Below are 17,662 nucleotides of genomic sequence, written 5' to 3' on the forward strand. Positions count from 1 at the left end.
ATCCATTCGCAGAATCGATCCCATACGTTGGCGCTTTCGCGACGTTGTAAGGTTGCTGTCATGGTTTTATAAGTGCGTTTGGTTGTTTATGAATCAGGCGGTTTTGTTTTTGCCTGTAAATGTACTTTACAATGCTTTACAATTTTTAATCAAGTTTTATTACTTCAGTAAACCTGATAGAAGTTATTAGTTTTACTTATTTAAAGGCAAGCAACGAGGTCAGGATACGCCGAAGCTCTTTTTTGTATGACATCACAACATACATAATAGACCTCTTGCACGAATGTAAAACTTGCCCACCCTGCGGGATCTTGCTACATCCCCCAATCCCTTCTCCCAAAGTTGGGAGAAGGGGAGCCAATTTCAAAGTCCCTCTCCCTAGTTTGGGAGAGGGCTTTTGATTCATGCAAGAAGTCTAATAGATAGTTGTAGAAATTCTTATATTTTGGTTTTATTGCTTACTGACGTGGGAATAATAGCTTTATAGATTCCGCTATTCCAAAAAAAATTAACCCTCGGCTTACCACTGGAGGCTTTTTTTGTTTGGCAAAATGGCATATCTCTAAATTAGACGGTTGCTATGGTATTTGAGTAGGATACATTCCATGCGAAAAGTACTGACTTGCATTACCCCTGGCTAGCTACCAGGGGTTTTTATTGGAACTTTACTCTAGTAATTGTGGAACTCTAAAAAATTTTTCGCTTCCTGAAATCTTGCAAGGTGTAGATAAGCCACACTGTACGGTTTTAGGAAAGTACAACTCATATTCCTCGCAATATCTTCAACAAACGCAGCAAAATTTGTGTCTTGCGCGTTTGTATTGCTTTGATCCTCCATTGGTCAAAATCTGCGAGACCCTACACGTAGCTTGCTTCTCCGGAGGAGTACGGTAAGCTTCTCTACGAGACGACAAGTGCGATCAATCGCAACGCTTCGACAAAATTCAAGATCAGTGCGGGATTTTGCAGTTATTGGACAATGAAGCATTTTATCCAGAAAGAACTGCAACTTGGACTAGAGCACTCAGGGTATCGAGTAGCGTCAGCAAAAAATGCCACAGAGGCAATAAATGTAATTTGAACGGTGCTAATTGCTTGATTAGCCTAAAGGCTGACATATCATACTCAGTCAAAAATGTCTAAATATGTAAACAATATGTTATATTAATTTATATAAAGTAACAAGTAGGCAATACAGCCCTGTACACCACTGATGACAGAGGTGCGCTCAATGCCTACGCAACTAGAAAAACCGACTCACCTATCTGATTGTTCTAGGTCTGAAGAGCGCCGTTGTTATTTTTTCCAAGAAGCGTTGCTATGCCGCTGATGATACTGACTTGGTTAACTGCCTTTGCCGTTAGCTAGGTGTTAAATATAGCAAGGCGTTCAGCTTCAGACCTAGATTTGAAGATAGTGCCCTGCAAGGTCAATTTGACAGTTTTTACCCTAAGTGGATTAAAAGAGGCAGTAATGAATCAGCCAATCAAATTATCTTTAGAACAAGAATTTAGCATTCGTTCCTTTAGCGATCAAGTGCAGCAGATGTCCCGTGAACAAGCTCAAGAGTTCTTGATCTTGCACTATAAGCAGATGATGATTCGGGAAACGATGTTTAAAGAAATCCTCAAACACAAGTGGAAACTAGATATGGATTTCGCCTCATCGTAAAACCGGGAAGCAATCCTTACTTTGCACAACGCCAGTAAGTTATTACAGTCACAAAACTTGGATTATTAACTATGTCAGCTAACACAAACATTAACCCCCCGATGCTTGATAATCGCAATGCCTGGCGTTGGGGATTTACACCCCAGGCTGAACTTTGGAACGGTCGTTTGGCGATGATTGGCTTTTTGTGCGCCGCCCTAATTGAACTATTTTCTGGTCAAGGCTTCCTCCACTTTTGGGGTCTTCTGTAGGTCAGCAGTTGCTCTAGTGCTGGTTAGGTTTTGTAAATGTATTTATATTACTGCTAGTGGTCACGGTGTCACCACTTGATACATTTTGAGTGATATCCGTTCCTCAGCTCCCTCTGAAAAATCACCAGTCAACTAGGCGATCGCTGCCCTCGACATATCTACCTTGCCTTTATCTGTTGGTTTATATCATAAAGCTAGCTATTTGACAAGATTGTTGTTATACTTATTTACATGAACACTAATTTAGACTTCAAATCTCCTGAGCTATTTGGTTCTGTTGTTTTCAGACCTGATTTTAATAGCTTTAAGACTATCAATGCTTCCCAAGCTTGGTCTTTATTCTTTACAGGTGGTAGAGAAGACAACAAACTAGATTCTAACCCTCGAATAGGTCTTTTGTTTACTAGTATTTTGCTAGGTCTTAGTGTTTCTGGGTTCGCCAGCGCACTGATTAGCCGGACAATATTTCCTGCTTAAGTGTTTGGCTAGTAGCTAATACGAAGTATAACTCTGAACCACCAACTTCTTGGTGGTTCAAATTTTTAGTGTGTCTTCACTAATATCTGAGTAACCCAATAGTTTCGGCTAACCTACAAATCTTTTAAAGTCTGACTAGCCTTGAAGGATATCAGGACAAATATTCATCTAAAATTTGGCAATTTAATCTAGGAGAATTAATATTGGACTTCAACACTTTGACGGTATTTTCAAGCACTTACTGCATTGGTATTTGTGCCTTTCTAATCCCAGTCAACCTAATTGCTACCTCGTTAACAATAGGTTTGACATTATTGTGTCGTCCAGCTATTGAAATTTGGCGAAGTGCTGCAATTGCCAGTACCTTTGCTTTATTAATGATACTGCACGTATTTGCTTGGTTCATGATTGGAGTTGTCATGGCTCCTACATACATTTTATTGGGACTAGGAAGCATCTGTCTGTTCGCAAATTTAGGAGCAATTCTCCTATACAAACGCTTTGCAAACGCATATGTAGCGATTCAACTTGAATTTTCCTAAGTACACGGAGAAGTAAGCCTTTATAGAGCAAACGCTTGTATTTTTCTTGGTAAGCTTACCCAAATGAGTATCTATCTTGGTATAAAGGTGGTACCAACTTTCAGGAGTGCGATCGCAATTAGAGTGATGATTAAATTGATTGCTGGCAAGTTCTATTTAGTTGAGGGTAGAGTATGCCGTTTTGCTGGCATTGCTCAAAATAAGTATTTTGGTACGATACACAATTTTATTGATGAGTTTGATTACTGCTGGTGAATTGTCTCCTCAGCAGTGCCCTATATTAAATTCTGGGTTAGAATAACCTGTTACCAAGTTTATGAAGTGCGATGGCGTACTCGCCCGCTTTATAGCGATCGCAAGGGGTGATCGCCAAAAATCTGATTAAAGATAGCGCTTTTGAGTAGCACATCAAACCCTTATAACTTCATGAAGAGTGCTGAGTTAAAAGTGCTGAGTGCTGAGTCGAAAGACCGCCCACAAGGAGCGGGGCTTTTACCAAGTACATCAGTAATGAGTACTTTTCTTTACTCAATAACCAGTACTCAGCACTCAGCACTGAGTATGGAAAAACTTTAATTGCCACAGTGGCAATTTTGTCTGCGCCTGGGGATTCTACTAAGATATTGCAGCATTCTTAATAACTCTAAGGTTGACAACTTGGGATGAGTAGTGATTCTAGAATTTCCTGCTTTTCCGAATTAATAAGGGATAGCGATTTTAATTTAACTAGGGAAGTGTCAATATAGGCTTATATCGAAGTGAAAAAATCAAGTGCAACGAATTAACGATGACAGAAGCTAAAAACGTAATCGGTGCAAACCTAGAAGCCTGCTGCACTTCTCCCATGACTGGGTTTTACCGCGACGGTTTTTGTCGCACAGGTGGTCAGGATTTTGGGGCGCATGTCGTATGTGCCCAAGTGACATCAGAATTCCTGGAGTTCACTAAATCGCAGGGGAACGACCTGAGCACACCTGTTCCTGATTCTAATTTTCCTGGACTGAAGCCTGGCGATCGCTGGTGTTTGTGTGCTTCTCGCTGGCAAGAAGCTCTAGAAGCTGGCGTTGCTCCACCTGTAATACTTTCAGCAACCCATGCTAGAGCTTTGGAAGTGGTTTCTCTAGACGAACTCAAAAAACATGCTCTAACTTTGTCTTGATTGGGCATTGGGCATAAGAGGCAGAGGTGTGGGGGAACAGAGGAGAAAACTACTGTAATTTCTCCTCTGCTCCCCTGCCCCTTTGCTTTACCTACTCCCCACTCTCCATTCCAAATCAACTCACTGGAACTTCAATAGGCAGTTCTAATACATTGACAACCGCAGAAATCAACTTATTGGGGTCAATTGGCTTAGATAAATGCTGCTGAAACCCTGCTCTTAGAGCTTCCAAGCGGTCTTCCTCTCGCGTGTATGCTGTTAAAGCGATCGCGGGGATGCATCCGCCTTTTTCTGGTTCTAAAGATCGCAGTTTCCTAATTAATGTATAACCATCTTGCTCTGACATACCGATGTCGCTAACCAGGATATCTGGTTTTGCTTGTTCAAGTACTACTAGGGCTTCATCAACTGATCCTACCGCAGTGGCAAAAGCTCCATACTCCTCAAACATAAAACTGAGAAAGTTACGGGTATCTGTTTCATCATCTACAACTAAAACTCTTAATCCAGCAAGGGGGGTAGATGCTACAGAGGAGGAAATTTTTCCTGTTGCTTCTCTATTTCCCCTATTGTCTTGTAAGAGTGGTAGTCTTACAGTAAAGGTTGCTCCTTGTCCAGTGCCTAAACTTTGGGCAAAAATTGTCCCCTTGTGTAGTTCTACTAGATGACGGACGATCGCTAATCCTAGTCCTAATCCATTGTGCGATCGCGTTGTGGTACTGTCTGCTTGCCGAAAACGCTCAAATACTTTGGGTAAAAACTCGGAACTGATACCAATGCCTGTATCGATAACTTTAATTTGGGCGTACTGAGATTTTGAATTTTGAGATTTTGCGGAAAGTTTAAGACTCGGCTCCCGACCATCAGAATTTTCCAAGACGGATTTTAGATTATTGCTTTCTTCAGTGTTTGAAGAGTCTAAATTTTCACTAAGAGATTCAAATCCAAATTCGTTCGACTGGGTTGTACTGAGGCTTGTGGAAGTACCGCTCACACCTAAATCTGAAATCGGTAATCCAAAATGCTTTGACAGCCTGACTTCTACCCTACCACCTTTAGGGGTAAACTTTATTGCATTAGTTAGTAGGTTCCAGACAATTTGCTGTAAACGGGCTGGATCGCCATAGACTGACCCTATCGAAGTATCTAGCACAGTATTTAATTGAATATCTTTTGGCTCTGCTAGGGGACGCACTGCCTCTAAAGCTGCCTCCATCACCGAGATTAGATTCACTGCCGATACGTTTAACCGCAACTGACCACGGATAATCCGGGATACGTCCAAGATATCCTCAATTAGTTGCATCTGAGATATAGCGTTGCGTTCGATCGCCTCCAAGGCGCGGGAAGTGGCTTTTTCGTCAAGTTTCTTGGTGCGGAGGATTTTTGACCAGCCGAGCATTGAGGTTAGAGGCGTGCGGAGTTCGTGGGAGAGAACAGCTAGAAACTCATCTTTCATCCGATTCGCAGCTTCTGCTTCCTGTCTTGCCGTTTGTTCGCGAATCACTTGAGCGTGGACTTCTTCTGCTTGCTTGCGTTCGGTAATATCTTCAAGAGTGCCTACATAACCCAACAAGTCTCCTTGACTGGAAAGCATCGGTGATGAGCGAACTTGAACCCAACGAATGTTACCGTGAGCAGCTTGAAAGCGAAATTCTTCTGAGTATTCCCGACCTTCATTAATGTAAGCAGACCAACTAGCGATCGCTCGTTCTTTGTCTTCTAGATGAACAGATTCCAGCCATCTCTTTTCTAAACTCTCTGACGCTTTCAAGCCACAAATTGCCTGATAGCGGGGATTAGTATATTTACAGTCACCTTCGGTATCAGTTTCAAAAATGCCAACGGGTGAGCAGGTACTTAGCGATCGGAATCGTTCTTCACTTTGCCTGAGTTCGGTATTCACAGCCACCAGTTGCGCTGTTTGTTGCTTGACGGCTTCTGTTTTCTTAAATAGTTCTACAAATACTGTGACTTTAGAAGTCAAGATATTGGGGTCTAGTGGTTTGAGCAAATAATCAACTGCACCCAAGGCATAACCTTTAAACAGCATTTGGTCGCTGGTGCTAAAGGCGGTGAGAAAGATAATTGGAGTGTGACGCGATCGCCCCCGATTGCGAATTAAGGTAGCAGTTTCAAAACCGTCCATTCCTGGCATTTGCACATCCAGCAAAATCACAGCAAAGTCTTGATGCAGCAGACACCTCAAAGCTTCTTCCCCGGAAGTAGCTCTCACGAGATTCTCCCCTAGTTTTTCTAGGATTGCCTCTAGTGCCAGCAAATTTTCTAGTTTATCATCTACTAGGAGGATGTTGACTTTGGGTTCCATCTGCATCGGTTTATTTCTGTGATAATTGACAAAGCTTGACCATCTGGGAAGCAATGTTTGAGAGTGTCAAAATCCAGTCTACTGTAATAGCAGAAATTGCTGCCTCTGGCATAATGTCGCTCTCCGCTGTGGCAGGTTCTTGTACAATGGTAATTCCTCCCCGCGCTTTTATTTTTTTAAGACCTTGCACACCATCTTGGTTTGCTCCTGTCAATATTACACCAATAACTTCTTCTGTGTAGACATCGGCTGCCGACTCAAACAGCACATCAATAGATGGTCTAGCATAGGAAACAGGCTGATCAGTCGAAAGAGCAAAGTGACCTGGTTCAACCAGTAAGTGGTAATCTGCTGGGGCTATGTAGATATGTCCCGGTAGTAGTTCGTCCTTATCTTCCACTTCTCGAATTTTCAACAAAGTGGATTCTTGTAATAAATCCTGGAGTGTGTTGCTAGAGTCTTTATGACGGTGTTGCACGATCGCGATCGGCACAGGGAAGTCTGCTGGTAAATTTCCCAGGACGATTTTCAATGCTGATAATCCGCCTAAAGAAGTACCAATTACCACAATTTTAAACGACACTTGTTTCGCCCTCACACCTGCAAAATGGGGGTTACGTAAATAGCAAAGGCTATTTCATCCTGAATTAGTCAGTGTTTTCTTGCTTCTTTGCTCTTACCAGTAACCCATGTTTAGGTGCAAAAATCATTGCTATGACAAACAACAAGGTTTGCAACACAACTATGCAACCCCCTGTTGCACCATCGATATGATAGCTGATGTAAGTCCCCATAACACTAGAAAATACTCCCGATGCCATTGCAATTAGTATCATGTGGTCAAAACGGTCTGTTAACAAATAAGCCGTTGCTCCCGGAGTAACTAACATAGCGACAACCAGAATAATTCCCACTGTCTGAAGTCCGGCGACTGCAGTTAACGAGAGTAATGATAGTAAAATATAGTGCAGCGCTCCTGTATTCAAGCCAATGGAACGTGCATGAGTGGGGTCAAAACAAAATAATAGTAGGTCTTTACGTAAAACAGCTATTGTTACTAAAGTAATAACGCTAATAATAACCGTTTGGATAATGTCTTCATTAGAAATACCCAAGACATTCCCAAACAAAATGTGCGTCAAGTCTACGCTACTTGGAGTTTTGGAAACTAGTACCAAACCCAGAGCGAAAAATCCTGTAAATACAAGTCCAATGACAGTATCTTCTTTAATTCTCGTCTTCGCTTTGATATAACCGATCGCAATAACTGAACCTACTCCGAAAACAAAAGCGCCCACAGCAAAAGGGATATTTAAAACATAAGCAATTACTACCCCAGGCATTACCGCATGGGAAACAGCATCTCCCATCAATGCCCAACCTTTTAGGGTCATAAAACAAGATAAAACAGAACAGACCACCCCAACTAAGGCACTTACACAAATTGCCTTCACCATGAATTCATGCTGTAAAGGTGTGGTTAACCAATCTAGGAATGCGAGAGTATTCATATTTTTAACAATATTAATTAGTAATTAATCAGATTCGCTTTTATTTCCACGGATTATCTGACTTTTGCTGAAAGATAAATCTCCAAGAGAACCACCAAAAGTCCGAGAGAGATTCTCTTCTGTGAAGACTTCAGATGTATTTCCATAAGCTAAAATAGTACGATTGATAAGTACTACTTGGTCGCAGAAAGTGGTAATAGACGCTAAATCATGGGTAGAAATCAAAATTGTATGACCTTCTTCTCGCAATTCCAGCAATAAGTCAATCATCGCTTTTTCTGTTTTGATATCTACCCCAGTGAAAGGTTCATCTAATAGTAAAACTGTTCCCTGTTGTGCTAAAGCACGGGCGAGAAAGGCGCGTTTTTTCTGTCCACCAGAGAGTTCTCCTATTTGGCGATCGCGCATTGACCACATTTGCACCCTTTCCAAACTTTCCTTCACCACTCTTTGATCTTTCGCCGATGGGATTCGTAATATATTCATGTATCCGTAGCGCCCCATCATCACCACATCATGGACACTTACTGGAAAATTCCAGTCCACTTCTTCTGACTGTGGTACATAGGCGACCAAGCTTTTTTTCTGTACAGTTTTTATCGGTAAGCCATTAATCAAAACCTGTCCTGTAACTGGCTTCAAAAAACCCATAATCGCCTTAAATAGGGTTGATTTACCACTACCATTCATCCCCAGTAAACCACTAATTGAACCTGCTTGGATTTGCAAAAAAGCACCATGTAAAGCAACTTTGCCGTGGTAAGCAACTGTCAGATTTTCGACATCAATACTAATAGATTTCACTAAAAATCACCTCTAAGATTAATCATTACTTTGTAGTGAGCGACTCCAGCATTTTTTGCGAATACGTAACGTTTTCTAGAGAACAAAACAGGACTAAAGTCCTTACTACAAGCTAATTTTAAATAATTAAATTTATTCTTACATACTTGCTCACTTTTCCTCTAATCCCTGAGTTAGAGTATTAATATTAAGTTCTAGCAACTTGAGATAAGTTGGTGCTGGCCCGTTTGCTGGAGACAGGGAATCAACGTAAAACACTCCACCAAACCTTGCTCCTGATTCTCTAGCTACCTGACGTTGCGCTCCATCGTTTACTGTACTTTCACAGAAAACTACAGGTATTTTATTTTTTTTAACTATATCAATGACTTTTTCTAGCTGTTTGGGAGTAGCTTGCTGTTCAGAATTGACTGCCCAGAGATAAGCTTCTTTCAAGCCATAATCGCGGGTGACGTATGAGAACGCGCCTTCACAGCTTACCATGTAGCGCTTGTCTGCTGGAACTACCGACACGCTTTTTCGCAGTTTCTCATCAACTTCTTTAATTTTTTGGCTGTATGCTTTGGCATTGGTATTATAAGTCTCTGCATTCGCTGAATCTAAATTAACTAATGCCTTGCGAATATTCTCTACGTAAATCAAGGCATTTTGTGGTGACATCCAAGCATGGGGATTAGGTTTCCCTTTGTAGGCATCCTCCGTAATTTCTACAGGTTTAATTCCCTCACTTAAGGTAACGTGAGGTACATTAGGGACGCTGTTATACAATTTCTGTGCCCAACGCTCTAAATTTAGACCATTATTCAAAATTAGGTCTGCTTTTTGCGCTCTCACCAAATCGCTAGGAGTTGGTTCGTAACCATGAATTTCCGCCCCTGGTTTGGTGAGAGATTCAACAATCGCCTTGTCTCCCGCCACATTTTGCGCCATATCTGCGATGACTGTAAAGGTGGTAAGAACCACTTTTTTAACTTTTTTATCTAGATTGGTGGTAGTTGTGGCTGGGTTTGGACTTAACTGTGGTTGAGAATTAGAGGCTGACGGGCTACACCCAGCCAAACATAGCCCCAATAGCAGCCCAGACGCTACAACCAATTTTTGTCCGTATAACGGTAGTTGCATCTGAAAATTATTGATATTAAATCTCATTATAGCAATTTCATAATCTTCTCACTTTTGTCTCACTTTAGCAGAAGTAAGATAAAAATGAAAGAATTATGAAAATAATATCAGAGGAAAAAAGCGAAGCTGTTGCAATTAACTGTATTTCTAGATTCTGACTTAACCTGGATTCGCCTTGATTCCTTCCTTTTCTCATTTTACGGTACTTTTTAAGTGGTTCAAATATTTTTGTTGTTTGCATAACAAAATAATATTTTATTATTGTGAAATATCTTACAGACAAATCTTATGTTTGAAATTGTTTATATTTAAAATAATGCAAAAATAAATACATTGTAAAAATATTTTTTTGTTAGCTAACTAACTTTTAAAAGTTTAATATTTATTGTTTTGACAATTCATAAAAATTTACTTAAGCTAAAAGATAGATTAAGCAAATCAATAAACGACAGCGATTTGATTTAGCTACATCAAGAATTGCTGTTGCAGACTATTGTCATAAGGAAATGAATCAAAACCAAAATTATTCTATGTAGGCAATTTAACCAAATTTGGCTACAAAAAGCTAAGACATGATTAAGCGTATTGAACCGCGCAGATATTGAACAGATTTCGGTCAATTATGGATGGATACTTGTGGTGATGTTAGTGAGTGTCCATCAATTATTGAAGCTTGACTAGCGATTTTAGATTTTTGATTAGGTCTTCTAGTTTATATCTCCTCTGGGACGGAATAAATCTAAAAGATGCTCGCTAAGACTGCGCGATCGCCAATCCAAAATCCAAAATTGATTGACCAAAGTGCGGTAGATATGTCCAGGAGAAGACGATGATTGAGTATTTGACATCCTTGAACGACCACAATTTGCCCTATCCAGATACGGTTCATCCCATCGTTGTCCACTTCGTAATTGCGATGGTGTTGTTTTCCTTCTTCTGCGATGTAATTGGCTATTTTACTGGGAAATCCGGTCTTTTTGAGGTGAGTTGGTGGAATATGTTAGTTGCCACGATCGCCATCTTCGTTGCGATTATTTTTGGTCAGTTTGAAGCGGGATTAGCACAGCCTTACAGCCTAGCGAAATCGGTGCTGAATTTACATACGCTAATTGGTTGGTCGCTTTCAGGAATTATCACAGCGATTACAGCTTGGCGCTACGTAATTCGTGCCCGTAACCCGCAAAAAGTACCGATTTATTATTTGGGAGCCGGACTAGTTTTAACCCTGATAGTTGGCTTGCAGGTATATCTCGGAGATGAGCTTGTTTGGGTATATGGATTGCATACCGTGCCAGTTGTGGAAGCAGTAAAGGATGGTTTGTTGCGATGAACTCAGAATTGATTGACCAATTGAGCGGCTCTTTAGGCGCAAACGGATTACCTTACACAATTCCCATTCATCCCAACTTAGTCCATCTGACAATAGGTTTGTTCATCATTGGTATGACCTTTGATATCGTTGGTGTTCTGTTCCCGTTTGAAAAATGGGTTTTCAAATTTTTGGCAATTACTGTGGAACGTAACAACTTGTTTGATGTTGGCTGGTACAACATTTTAGCTTGCAGCATTATTACATTTTTCACTGTCGGGGCAGGCTTTTACGAAATGCTATTGGCAACACCACCAGCTGATATGAAGAGTGCCTGGGGATTGCAGGCAATGGAAACTATGCTCTGGCATAGTATGGGTGGTGTGTTCTTATTAGCGCTGATTGTTGGTATGACCATCTGGAGAGGATGGCAGCGCTTCGTTTGGGGCAAACAAGAATATAAACAGACAGATAGAGAAGTGCAATGGATCTATCTGTTTGCAGGCATAGCAATCATGTTCATTATGTACATCCACGGCACACTAGGAGCGCAACTAGCCACCGAATTTGGCGTACACAATACAGCAGATAGTTTGCTGCGATTAGGTCAAGACCTCAATACAACACTCAAATGAGTCATTAGTCAATTGTCCTTTGTCCTTTGTCCTTTATTTAAAGTTACTAACCAATGACCAATGACCAATGACTAATGACCAATCACCATGACCAATGACTAATGTGACCATGAAAATCCAGAAGATTTTAAATATTTTGACGCTGCTTACAGGCGCGATCGCAGTGACTGTTACTAGTCTCTGGATCGGGAAGCAGGTTTACTCCTGGCTTCCCCCCCAAGCAGCAGCCGAATCCCTACTAATTGATGATTTGATTAGCTTCTTAGTAACCCTCGGTGCCTTCATCTTCTTGGGAGTAACAAGTACTTTGATGTATTCTGTAATCTTCCATCGGGCAGTCAAAGATGACTTTACTGACGGTCCCCCAATTGATGGTAATGTGGCAGTGGAAGTCGTCTGGACAGCGATCCCAATTCTCTTGGTATTTTGGATTGCAGGCTACAGCTACCAAGTTTATGAACAAATGGGAATTCAAGGCCCATCAGAACTAGTTCATCTGCATAATCCGCTGGCAATGGAATCAGCTTATACAGCACCAGCTAACGCCTTAGCAGAACCCGTTGAGAAAATCGACGTACTAGCTAAACAGTGGGCGTGGGTTTTTCACTATCCCGAAAGAGATATTACCAGTACCGAATTGCATTTACCGAGCGATCGCCGGGTACGTTTAGCGCTGCGATCGCAAGACGTTCTCCACGGCTTCTATATTCCTGCGTTCCGCCTCAAGCAGGATATTATTCCTAACCATGCGATCGACTTTGAATTTACTCCCATCCGTCCCGGCAAATACCGATTGACCGATTCTCAATATAGCGGTACATACTTTGCGACGATGCAGGCGAATGTAGTCGTCGAATCTCCTGAAGATTATCAGCAGTGGCTAGCACAAGCTGCAATCCAAAAGCCATCCCTAGCAAATAATCAAGCAGCTTCTGAGTATTCCCAAACATCCAATCAATCAGTCCAAACTGGTTGGGTCACAGTTCCACCTGCTGCACCTCCTCTAGTCAATTCACCTGGTTGAAAGGAAAGTAACCATGACTAATGTTCCTATTGAAGGTATCCTTCTCCCTGATGAGAAGCCTAACCATGAATCTTCGAGTAACTGGAAAGAATACTTCAGCTTTAGTACCGACCATAAAGTTATTGGTATCCAGTATCTCGTTACCTCATTTTTCTTCTTTCTCGTCGGCGGTATCTTTGCAATGGTGATGCGGGGAGAACTGCTAACACCCGAATCAGATTTAGTCGATCGCACCGTCTATAACGGTATGTTCACCATGCACGGCACCGTGATGCTGTTCTTGTGGACATTTCCCTCACTGGTTGGTTTTGCTAATTATTTAGTGCCCCTGATGATTGGAGCGCGAGATATGGCATTTCCCCGCCTCAACGCCGTCGCCTTTTGGATGGTACCAGTAGTTGGGATTTTGATGATGGGTAGCTTCTTTGTTCCTGGTGGCCCTGCCCAAGCGGGTTGGTGGTCTTACCCGCCAGTTAGTCTCCAGAATCCCACAGGTAACTTAATTAATGGTCAAGTTATCTGGCTCTTAGCGGTGGCAATATCCGGCGTATCTTCAATTATGGGCGCAGTGAACTTTGTCACCACAATTGTCAAGATGCGGGCCCCTGGAATGGGCTTCTTTCGGATGCCCTTGTTTGTCTGGGGAGTGTTTAGCGCCCAGATTATCCAACTATTCGGATTACCTGCACTGACAGCTGGTGCAGTAATGCTGTTACTCGACCTCACAGTTGGCACCGCCTTTTTTGACCCCGCCAAGGGTGGGAATCCAGTTATGTTCCAGCATTACTTCTGGTTTTACTCTCACCCCGCCGTTTACGTGATTATTTTGCCTGTCTTTGCGATTTTCTCAGAAATCTTCCCAGTTTATTCACGTAAACCTCTATTTGGTTACAAAGTAGTTGCTATTTCATCCATCTTGATTGCAGGAGTGAGCGGCATTGTTTGGGTACACCACATGTACGTCAGTGGTACATCAGGATGGATGCGGTTGATTTTCATGCTGACAACGATGTTTGTATCTGTCCCCACAGGAATTAAAGTATTTGCCTGGGTAGCAACTATTTGGGGCGGTAAACTGCGGCTAAATACCCCCATGCTATTTGCCTTGGGCGGATTAGTCATGTTTGTTTTCGCTGGTATCACAGGCATCATGCTTTCCTCCGTGCCGGTTGATGTCCACGTTAACAATACCTACTTTGTGGTGGGACACTTCCACTACGTCCTCTACGGCACCGTGACGATGGGCTTATTTGCTGCCATCTATCACTGGTTCCCCAAAATGACTGGGCGGATGTACTCCGAAAGCTGGGGTAAAATCCACTTCTGGTTAGCCTTCATCGGCACCAACCTCAACTTTTTGCCCATGCACCCATTAGGATTGCAAGGGATGTTACGCCGAGTCGCTTCCTACGCCCCAGAGTATCAATTCTGGAATATCATCGCTAGCCTCAGCGGATTTCTCTTAGGAATGTCCACCTTGCCCTTCATATTCAACATGGTGATTTCTTGGATGCAAGGCGAGAAAGCACCCGCTAACCCTTGGCGAGCAATCGGACTAGAGTGGCTAGTTTCTTCACCCCCCCCAGTAGAAAACTTTGAAGAAACTCCCATCATCATCTCCGAACCCTACGGCTACGGCAAATCAGAACCCTTAACATCCAACCTCCCAGAATAAACGCAAACTATCGGGAAGACGCAAAAACCCTCCGCGTACCTCTGCGCTTCCCTCCGCGACGGCAGTCGCTCATGGAAACCCCCATCGCCCTTGGCGTCTCCCCTTAGGAGAAGACCGCGCTGCCTCTCCTTTGCTTTTCAAACTCCCCCTCAAAAACCAAAATGGACAGCTATATCAATTCCCATGAATTGCCCCATACAAGCGCAGAACACAGCCACGACGAAGAAGGCAACAAAATGTTTGGCTTCATCGTCTTTCTCCTGTCAGAAAGCGTCATCTTCTTAAGTTTTTTCGCCGGATATGCCATCTACAAAACAACAACCCCTAACTGGCTACCAGTTGGTGTTTCTGGACTAGAAATAAAAGAACCAGCAATCAACACAGTAATTCTCGTTGCTAGTAGCTTTGTAATTTACTTAGCAGAACGCGCCCTTCAACGCCATGACTTAGTGAAATTTCGCCTATTTCTCTTGGCAACAATGGCAATGGGAACTTACTTTTTAGTTGGCCAAGCGATTGAATGGAACGGCCTCGCCTTTGGTTTCACCTCTGGGGTATTTGGTAGTACATTCTATCTGCTTACAGGCTTCCACGGTTTGCACGTTTTCACAGGTATTTTGTTGCAGTTGATAATTTTGGTACGTTCTTTCCTACCTGGCAATTATGACACAGGTCACTACGGCGTAAATGCAACCTCATTGTTTTGGCACTTCGTCGATGTTATCTGGATTATTTTGTTTGTTCTGATCTATGTTTGGCAGTAAAGATTGATGGGAAGGAAAACCCAGATAATTTCTCTGGGTTGGTGTATGTGGCATTGTTAATTGCTTTTATGCCCCATACACCATTTACTGTAATAACTATATTTGGGTCTTAGTTCAACCTTTCAAATTCAACCTTTCCTCAAACTTTGACCCATCTTGATGAAATAAAAATTTTTCACTACTGTGATAGCTTCTTCGCCATTGTTCGAGCTTATCTATAGATATTGATTTAGATGTGACATTCACACCATTTCCTCGCCAAGCAACTTCTGCATCTGTTGTGAAAACCCCGCACTCTAATTGATCTAGCCTCATATTCCAATATTCGCTAAATCGACCTTTTAAAGTAATAACTTGCTCAAATACCTTGTTTCTATGCTTATTTCTTCTTTTTCGTTCTGTTGCTCCAGTTGCTTCTGTATCAATAAACTTAGTTTCAATTAAAAACAGACTACCTTTAAAAGTCAGGAAGACAAAATCACACTTCCCTAAATCTGTGTAATCTGAAATTGGAGACTTTTCAAATAACAGCAATTCAGCGCACGAGGGAAACAATTCTTTAATATTCAGAAATAAATAAGCTTGCAATAGAAGTTCCTTATCATAAGGAAATAATATTACTCCTTCAAAAAATTTTTGAATGTCCTCGTGAGTTTGGGGTTGAATTTTTTTACAGTATGAAACAAATCTATGTAGCTCGTTGACGATCATCAAGTTTTAACTCCTTCCCCCGGTCGCAGCCTTAAGGGTATTAGCATAAAAAGATACCACTACCTCAAGGAAATTCTCATCCGCGTAAGTAACTAAAAAAACGATTAAAATCCTGAATACCTAAGGCAATTTACTGATGACAGTTCAATAAAACTAATTCTTAAGCTGCTTTTCAGTATTAGTGGATTTTTTACTGCTGGCGTCAGCTACCAGTCAGGGATTTTATGTGAGCAGGAAAACTAGCGTTTTGCAAAGCTTGAACAGTTATTCGAGAATCTTGTACACAAAATTGCCAACCCAAGCGAACAAGTTTACGAGAAGTTACAGTTTGGATAATTCCAATCACTGGCATTTTTGCCTTTTCTTTGTCTACTGAATGGTCTTGTAAAATTGTTTTCAAGCGATGTAAATCTTCCATATTACCTGCTTGCTGGGGATTTAATTCCACCATTACCATTTGTACTGTTTCCACTGGTTCTGCATCTTCAAGAATAAATTGAGTTTGCTCGTCACGTCGATCTACTTTTCCCCAAATAATCAATCTCGTATCAACTTGGAGTATGGAACTAATACGTTCATAAGTTTTCGGAAAAACTACAGCTTCTGATTGTGTAGTTAGGTCTTCTATTTGTAATATTGCCATCTGATCGCCTTTTTTAGTCACCACTTTTTTGACGTTATTCAACATTACAACTGCACAAAGCCTTGTATCTTCTCTTTGTTCTCCCAGCTGCGAAAGGTTAATTGGTGTCAAAAGTGGTGCTATTTGCCGTAAGGATTTCAGGGGATGATCTGATACATAAAAGCCTAGTAATTCTTTCTCCATTTGCAACTTTTTCTGTGGAGGTATATCCGTCACAGGTTTAGATTTGGGAGCAGTTTCAAAGGCATTATTTGCTCTTTTATTTTGAGTCCAAGAAAAGCCGTCGCCCAATAAATCAAATAGATTCCCTTGACCACTAGCTCTATCTTTCGCGCGAGATTGTGCCCAATCATACACTAATTCAGAGTCGTTAATTAACTGTTGGCGGTTGGGTTCAATTTTGTCAAAGGCTCCACAATAAATCAGCGACTCTAGAGTGCGGCGGTTAACTGCACGCAAATCCACGCGATCGCAAAAATCAGCGAGTGTTTTAAACTCTTTAAACTCTCCTGCCTCATTTCTCGCTTCCAAAATAGAAGCGATCGCATTTTGTCCCACGTTACGCACCGCCGAAAATCCAAACAGAATCTTGCCTGCCGTTGGCGTAAAATCAACACCAGAACGATTAATATCTGGCGGATCTATGGAAATCCCCATATTTGTACAGTTAGTAATGTATCTCTGTACCTTATCGGTATCACCACTGTTAGCCGTTAACAGCGCCGCCATATATTCCAATGGGTAATTAGCTTTTAAATATGCTGTTTGATAAGTTACATAACCATAGGCTGTAGAATGGGATTTATTGAAACAATTAGCAGCTATTAAGCTATTTTTAATTGCAAAATTATGGTCACGCTCAACCCCAATGTCATAAACATTTTGTTTGCCTAAATATTTACGTGTGGCTATTTTTATCATCCTACCTTACCTCGAAAAATTTTGTGGAATTGATAAAATTATAAATTTTGTAGTATTAAGAAGGTTGTAATACAAAATTATATCATTAGAAAACACTGCTATACTCTTACACAA

At 41.5% G+C, this 17,662-nt stretch carries 20 protein-coding genes; 12 read left to right on the plus strand and 8 right to left on the minus strand.

What is annotated here, in order from left to right; translation table 11 throughout:
• The 7 genes from HWQ58_RS17240 to HWQ58_RS17270 form a co-directional block, all read left to right on the plus strand.
• The coding region (locus HWQ58_RS17240) for a hypothetical protein (protein WP_292864931.1) at positions 1–190 on the plus strand (190 nt) is incomplete at its 5' end.
• A 1,283-nt stretch (positions 191–1,473) separates the two neighbouring features.
• The gene (locus HWQ58_RS17245; protein WP_292864934.1) at positions 1,474–1,671 is read left to right on the plus strand and encodes an NblA/ycf18 family protein; all 198 of its coding nucleotides are present in this window, start codon (positions 1,474–1,476) and stop codon (positions 1,669–1,671) included.
• A gap of 71 nt (positions 1,672–1,742) precedes the next feature.
• Entirely contained in the window at positions 1,743–1,922 is a 180-nt protein-coding gene (locus HWQ58_RS17250; protein ID WP_104906897.1) for a chlorophyll a/b-binding protein, read from the plus strand.
• Positions 1,923–2,153: 231 nt separating this feature from the next.
• Positions 2,154–2,399, plus strand: a complete 246-nt coding sequence (locus HWQ58_RS17255; protein ID WP_292864939.1) for a hypothetical protein — start codon at positions 2,154–2,156, stop codon at positions 2,397–2,399.
• Between the two features lie 200 nt (positions 2,400–2,599).
• The gene (locus tag HWQ58_RS17260) at positions 2,600–2,941 is read left to right on the plus strand and encodes a hypothetical protein (protein WP_292865041.1); all 342 of its coding nucleotides are present in this window, start codon (positions 2,600–2,602) and stop codon (positions 2,939–2,941) included.
• Between the two features lie 87 nt (positions 2,942–3,028).
• Positions 3,029–3,196, plus strand: coding sequence for a hypothetical protein (locus HWQ58_RS17265; protein WP_292864942.1), 168 nt, complete (start codon positions 3,029–3,031; stop codon positions 3,194–3,196).
• 532 nt (positions 3,197–3,728) lie between these two features.
• Positions 3,729–4,100, plus strand: a complete 372-nt coding sequence (locus HWQ58_RS17270) for a DUF2237 domain-containing protein (RefSeq protein ID WP_292864945.1) — start codon at positions 3,729–3,731, stop codon at positions 4,098–4,100.
• Between the two features lie 115 nt (positions 4,101–4,215).
• On the opposite strand, the gene HWQ58_RS17275 is transcribed toward HWQ58_RS17270, so the two are convergent.
• From HWQ58_RS17275 to HWQ58_RS17300, 6 genes are all read right to left on the minus strand, one after another.
• On the minus strand, positions 4,216–6,435 hold the full coding sequence (locus HWQ58_RS17275; RefSeq protein ID WP_292864948.1) for a response regulator: 2,220 nt from the start codon (positions 6,433–6,435) through the stop codon (positions 4,216–4,218).
• Between the two features lie 4 nt (positions 6,436–6,439).
• Positions 6,440–7,012 carry a chemotaxis protein CheB gene (locus HWQ58_RS17280; protein ID WP_292864951.1) on the minus strand — a complete coding sequence of 191 codons (573 nt, stop codon included), beginning with the start codon at positions 7,010–7,012 and terminating at the stop codon, positions 6,440–6,442.
• Between the two features lie 64 nt (positions 7,013–7,076).
• Positions 7,077–7,940: a metal ABC transporter permease gene (locus HWQ58_RS17285; protein WP_292864954.1), complete on the minus strand. Its 864-nt coding sequence runs from the start codon at positions 7,938–7,940 to the stop codon at positions 7,077–7,079.
• A gap of 24 nt (positions 7,941–7,964) precedes the next feature.
• On the minus strand, positions 7,965–8,744 hold the full coding sequence (locus tag HWQ58_RS17290; RefSeq protein ID WP_292864957.1) for a metal ABC transporter ATP-binding protein: 780 nt from the start codon (positions 8,742–8,744) through the stop codon (positions 7,965–7,967).
• Positions 8,745–8,894: 150 nt separating this feature from the next.
• Positions 8,895–9,893, minus strand: a complete 999-nt coding sequence (locus tag HWQ58_RS17295; protein ID WP_292864960.1) for a metal ABC transporter substrate-binding protein — start codon at positions 9,891–9,893, stop codon at positions 8,895–8,897.
• A 680-nt stretch (positions 9,894–10,573) separates the two neighbouring features.
• A complete protein-coding gene (locus HWQ58_RS17300; RefSeq protein ID WP_292864963.1) occupies positions 10,574–10,714 on the minus strand; it encodes a hypothetical protein in 141 nt (46 codons plus the stop codon).
• Between HWQ58_RS17300 and HWQ58_RS17305 the strand changes: the two genes are divergently transcribed.
• The 5 genes from HWQ58_RS17305 (at position 10,696) to HWQ58_RS17325 (ending at position 15,273) form a co-directional block, all read left to right on the plus strand.
• The gene (locus HWQ58_RS17305; RefSeq protein WP_292864966.1) at positions 10,696–11,196 is read left to right on the plus strand and encodes a DUF2231 domain-containing protein; all 501 of its coding nucleotides are present in this window, start codon (positions 10,696–10,698) and stop codon (positions 11,194–11,196) included. The genes HWQ58_RS17300 and HWQ58_RS17305 overlap by 19 nt on opposite strands.
• Complete coding sequence (locus HWQ58_RS17310) at positions 11,193–11,810, plus strand: DUF2231 domain-containing protein (protein WP_292864970.1); 618 nt, start codon at positions 11,193–11,195, stop codon at positions 11,808–11,810. Before HWQ58_RS17305 ends, HWQ58_RS17310 begins: the two co-directional genes overlap by 4 nt.
• 109 nt (positions 11,811–11,919) lie before the next feature.
• Positions 11,920–12,834, plus strand: coding sequence for a cytochrome c oxidase subunit II (locus tag HWQ58_RS17315; protein ID WP_292865044.1), 915 nt, complete (start codon positions 11,920–11,922; stop codon positions 12,832–12,834).
• A gap of 13 nt (positions 12,835–12,847) precedes the next feature.
• Positions 12,848–14,509 carry a cytochrome c oxidase subunit I gene (ctaD, locus tag HWQ58_RS17320; RefSeq protein WP_292864972.1) on the plus strand — a complete coding sequence of 554 codons (1,662 nt, stop codon included), beginning with the start codon at positions 12,848–12,850 and terminating at the stop codon, positions 14,507–14,509.
• A 161-nt stretch (positions 14,510–14,670) separates the two neighbouring features.
• Positions 14,671–15,273, plus strand: coding sequence for a heme-copper oxidase subunit III (locus HWQ58_RS17325; RefSeq protein WP_292780386.1), 603 nt, complete (start codon positions 14,671–14,673; stop codon positions 15,271–15,273).
• 114 nt (positions 15,274–15,387) lie between these two features.
• Here HWQ58_RS17325 and HWQ58_RS17330 read toward each other — a convergent pair whose 3' ends face one another.
• A complete protein-coding gene (locus HWQ58_RS17330; RefSeq protein ID WP_292865047.1) occupies positions 15,388–15,984 on the minus strand; it encodes a hypothetical protein in 597 nt (198 codons plus the stop codon).
• A gap of 202 nt (positions 15,985–16,186) precedes the next feature.
• Positions 16,187–17,548: an OB-fold nucleic acid binding domain-containing protein gene (locus HWQ58_RS17335; protein WP_292864975.1), complete on the minus strand. Its 1,362-nt coding sequence runs from the start codon at positions 17,546–17,548 to the stop codon at positions 16,187–16,189.
• Between the last annotated feature and the right edge of the window lie 114 nt (positions 17,549–17,662).

Origin of the sequence: Nostoc sp. LPT, assembly GCF_017115165.1 — a bacterium.
Lineage (GTDB): Bacteria > Cyanobacteriota > Cyanobacteriia > Cyanobacteriales > Nostocaceae > Nostoc.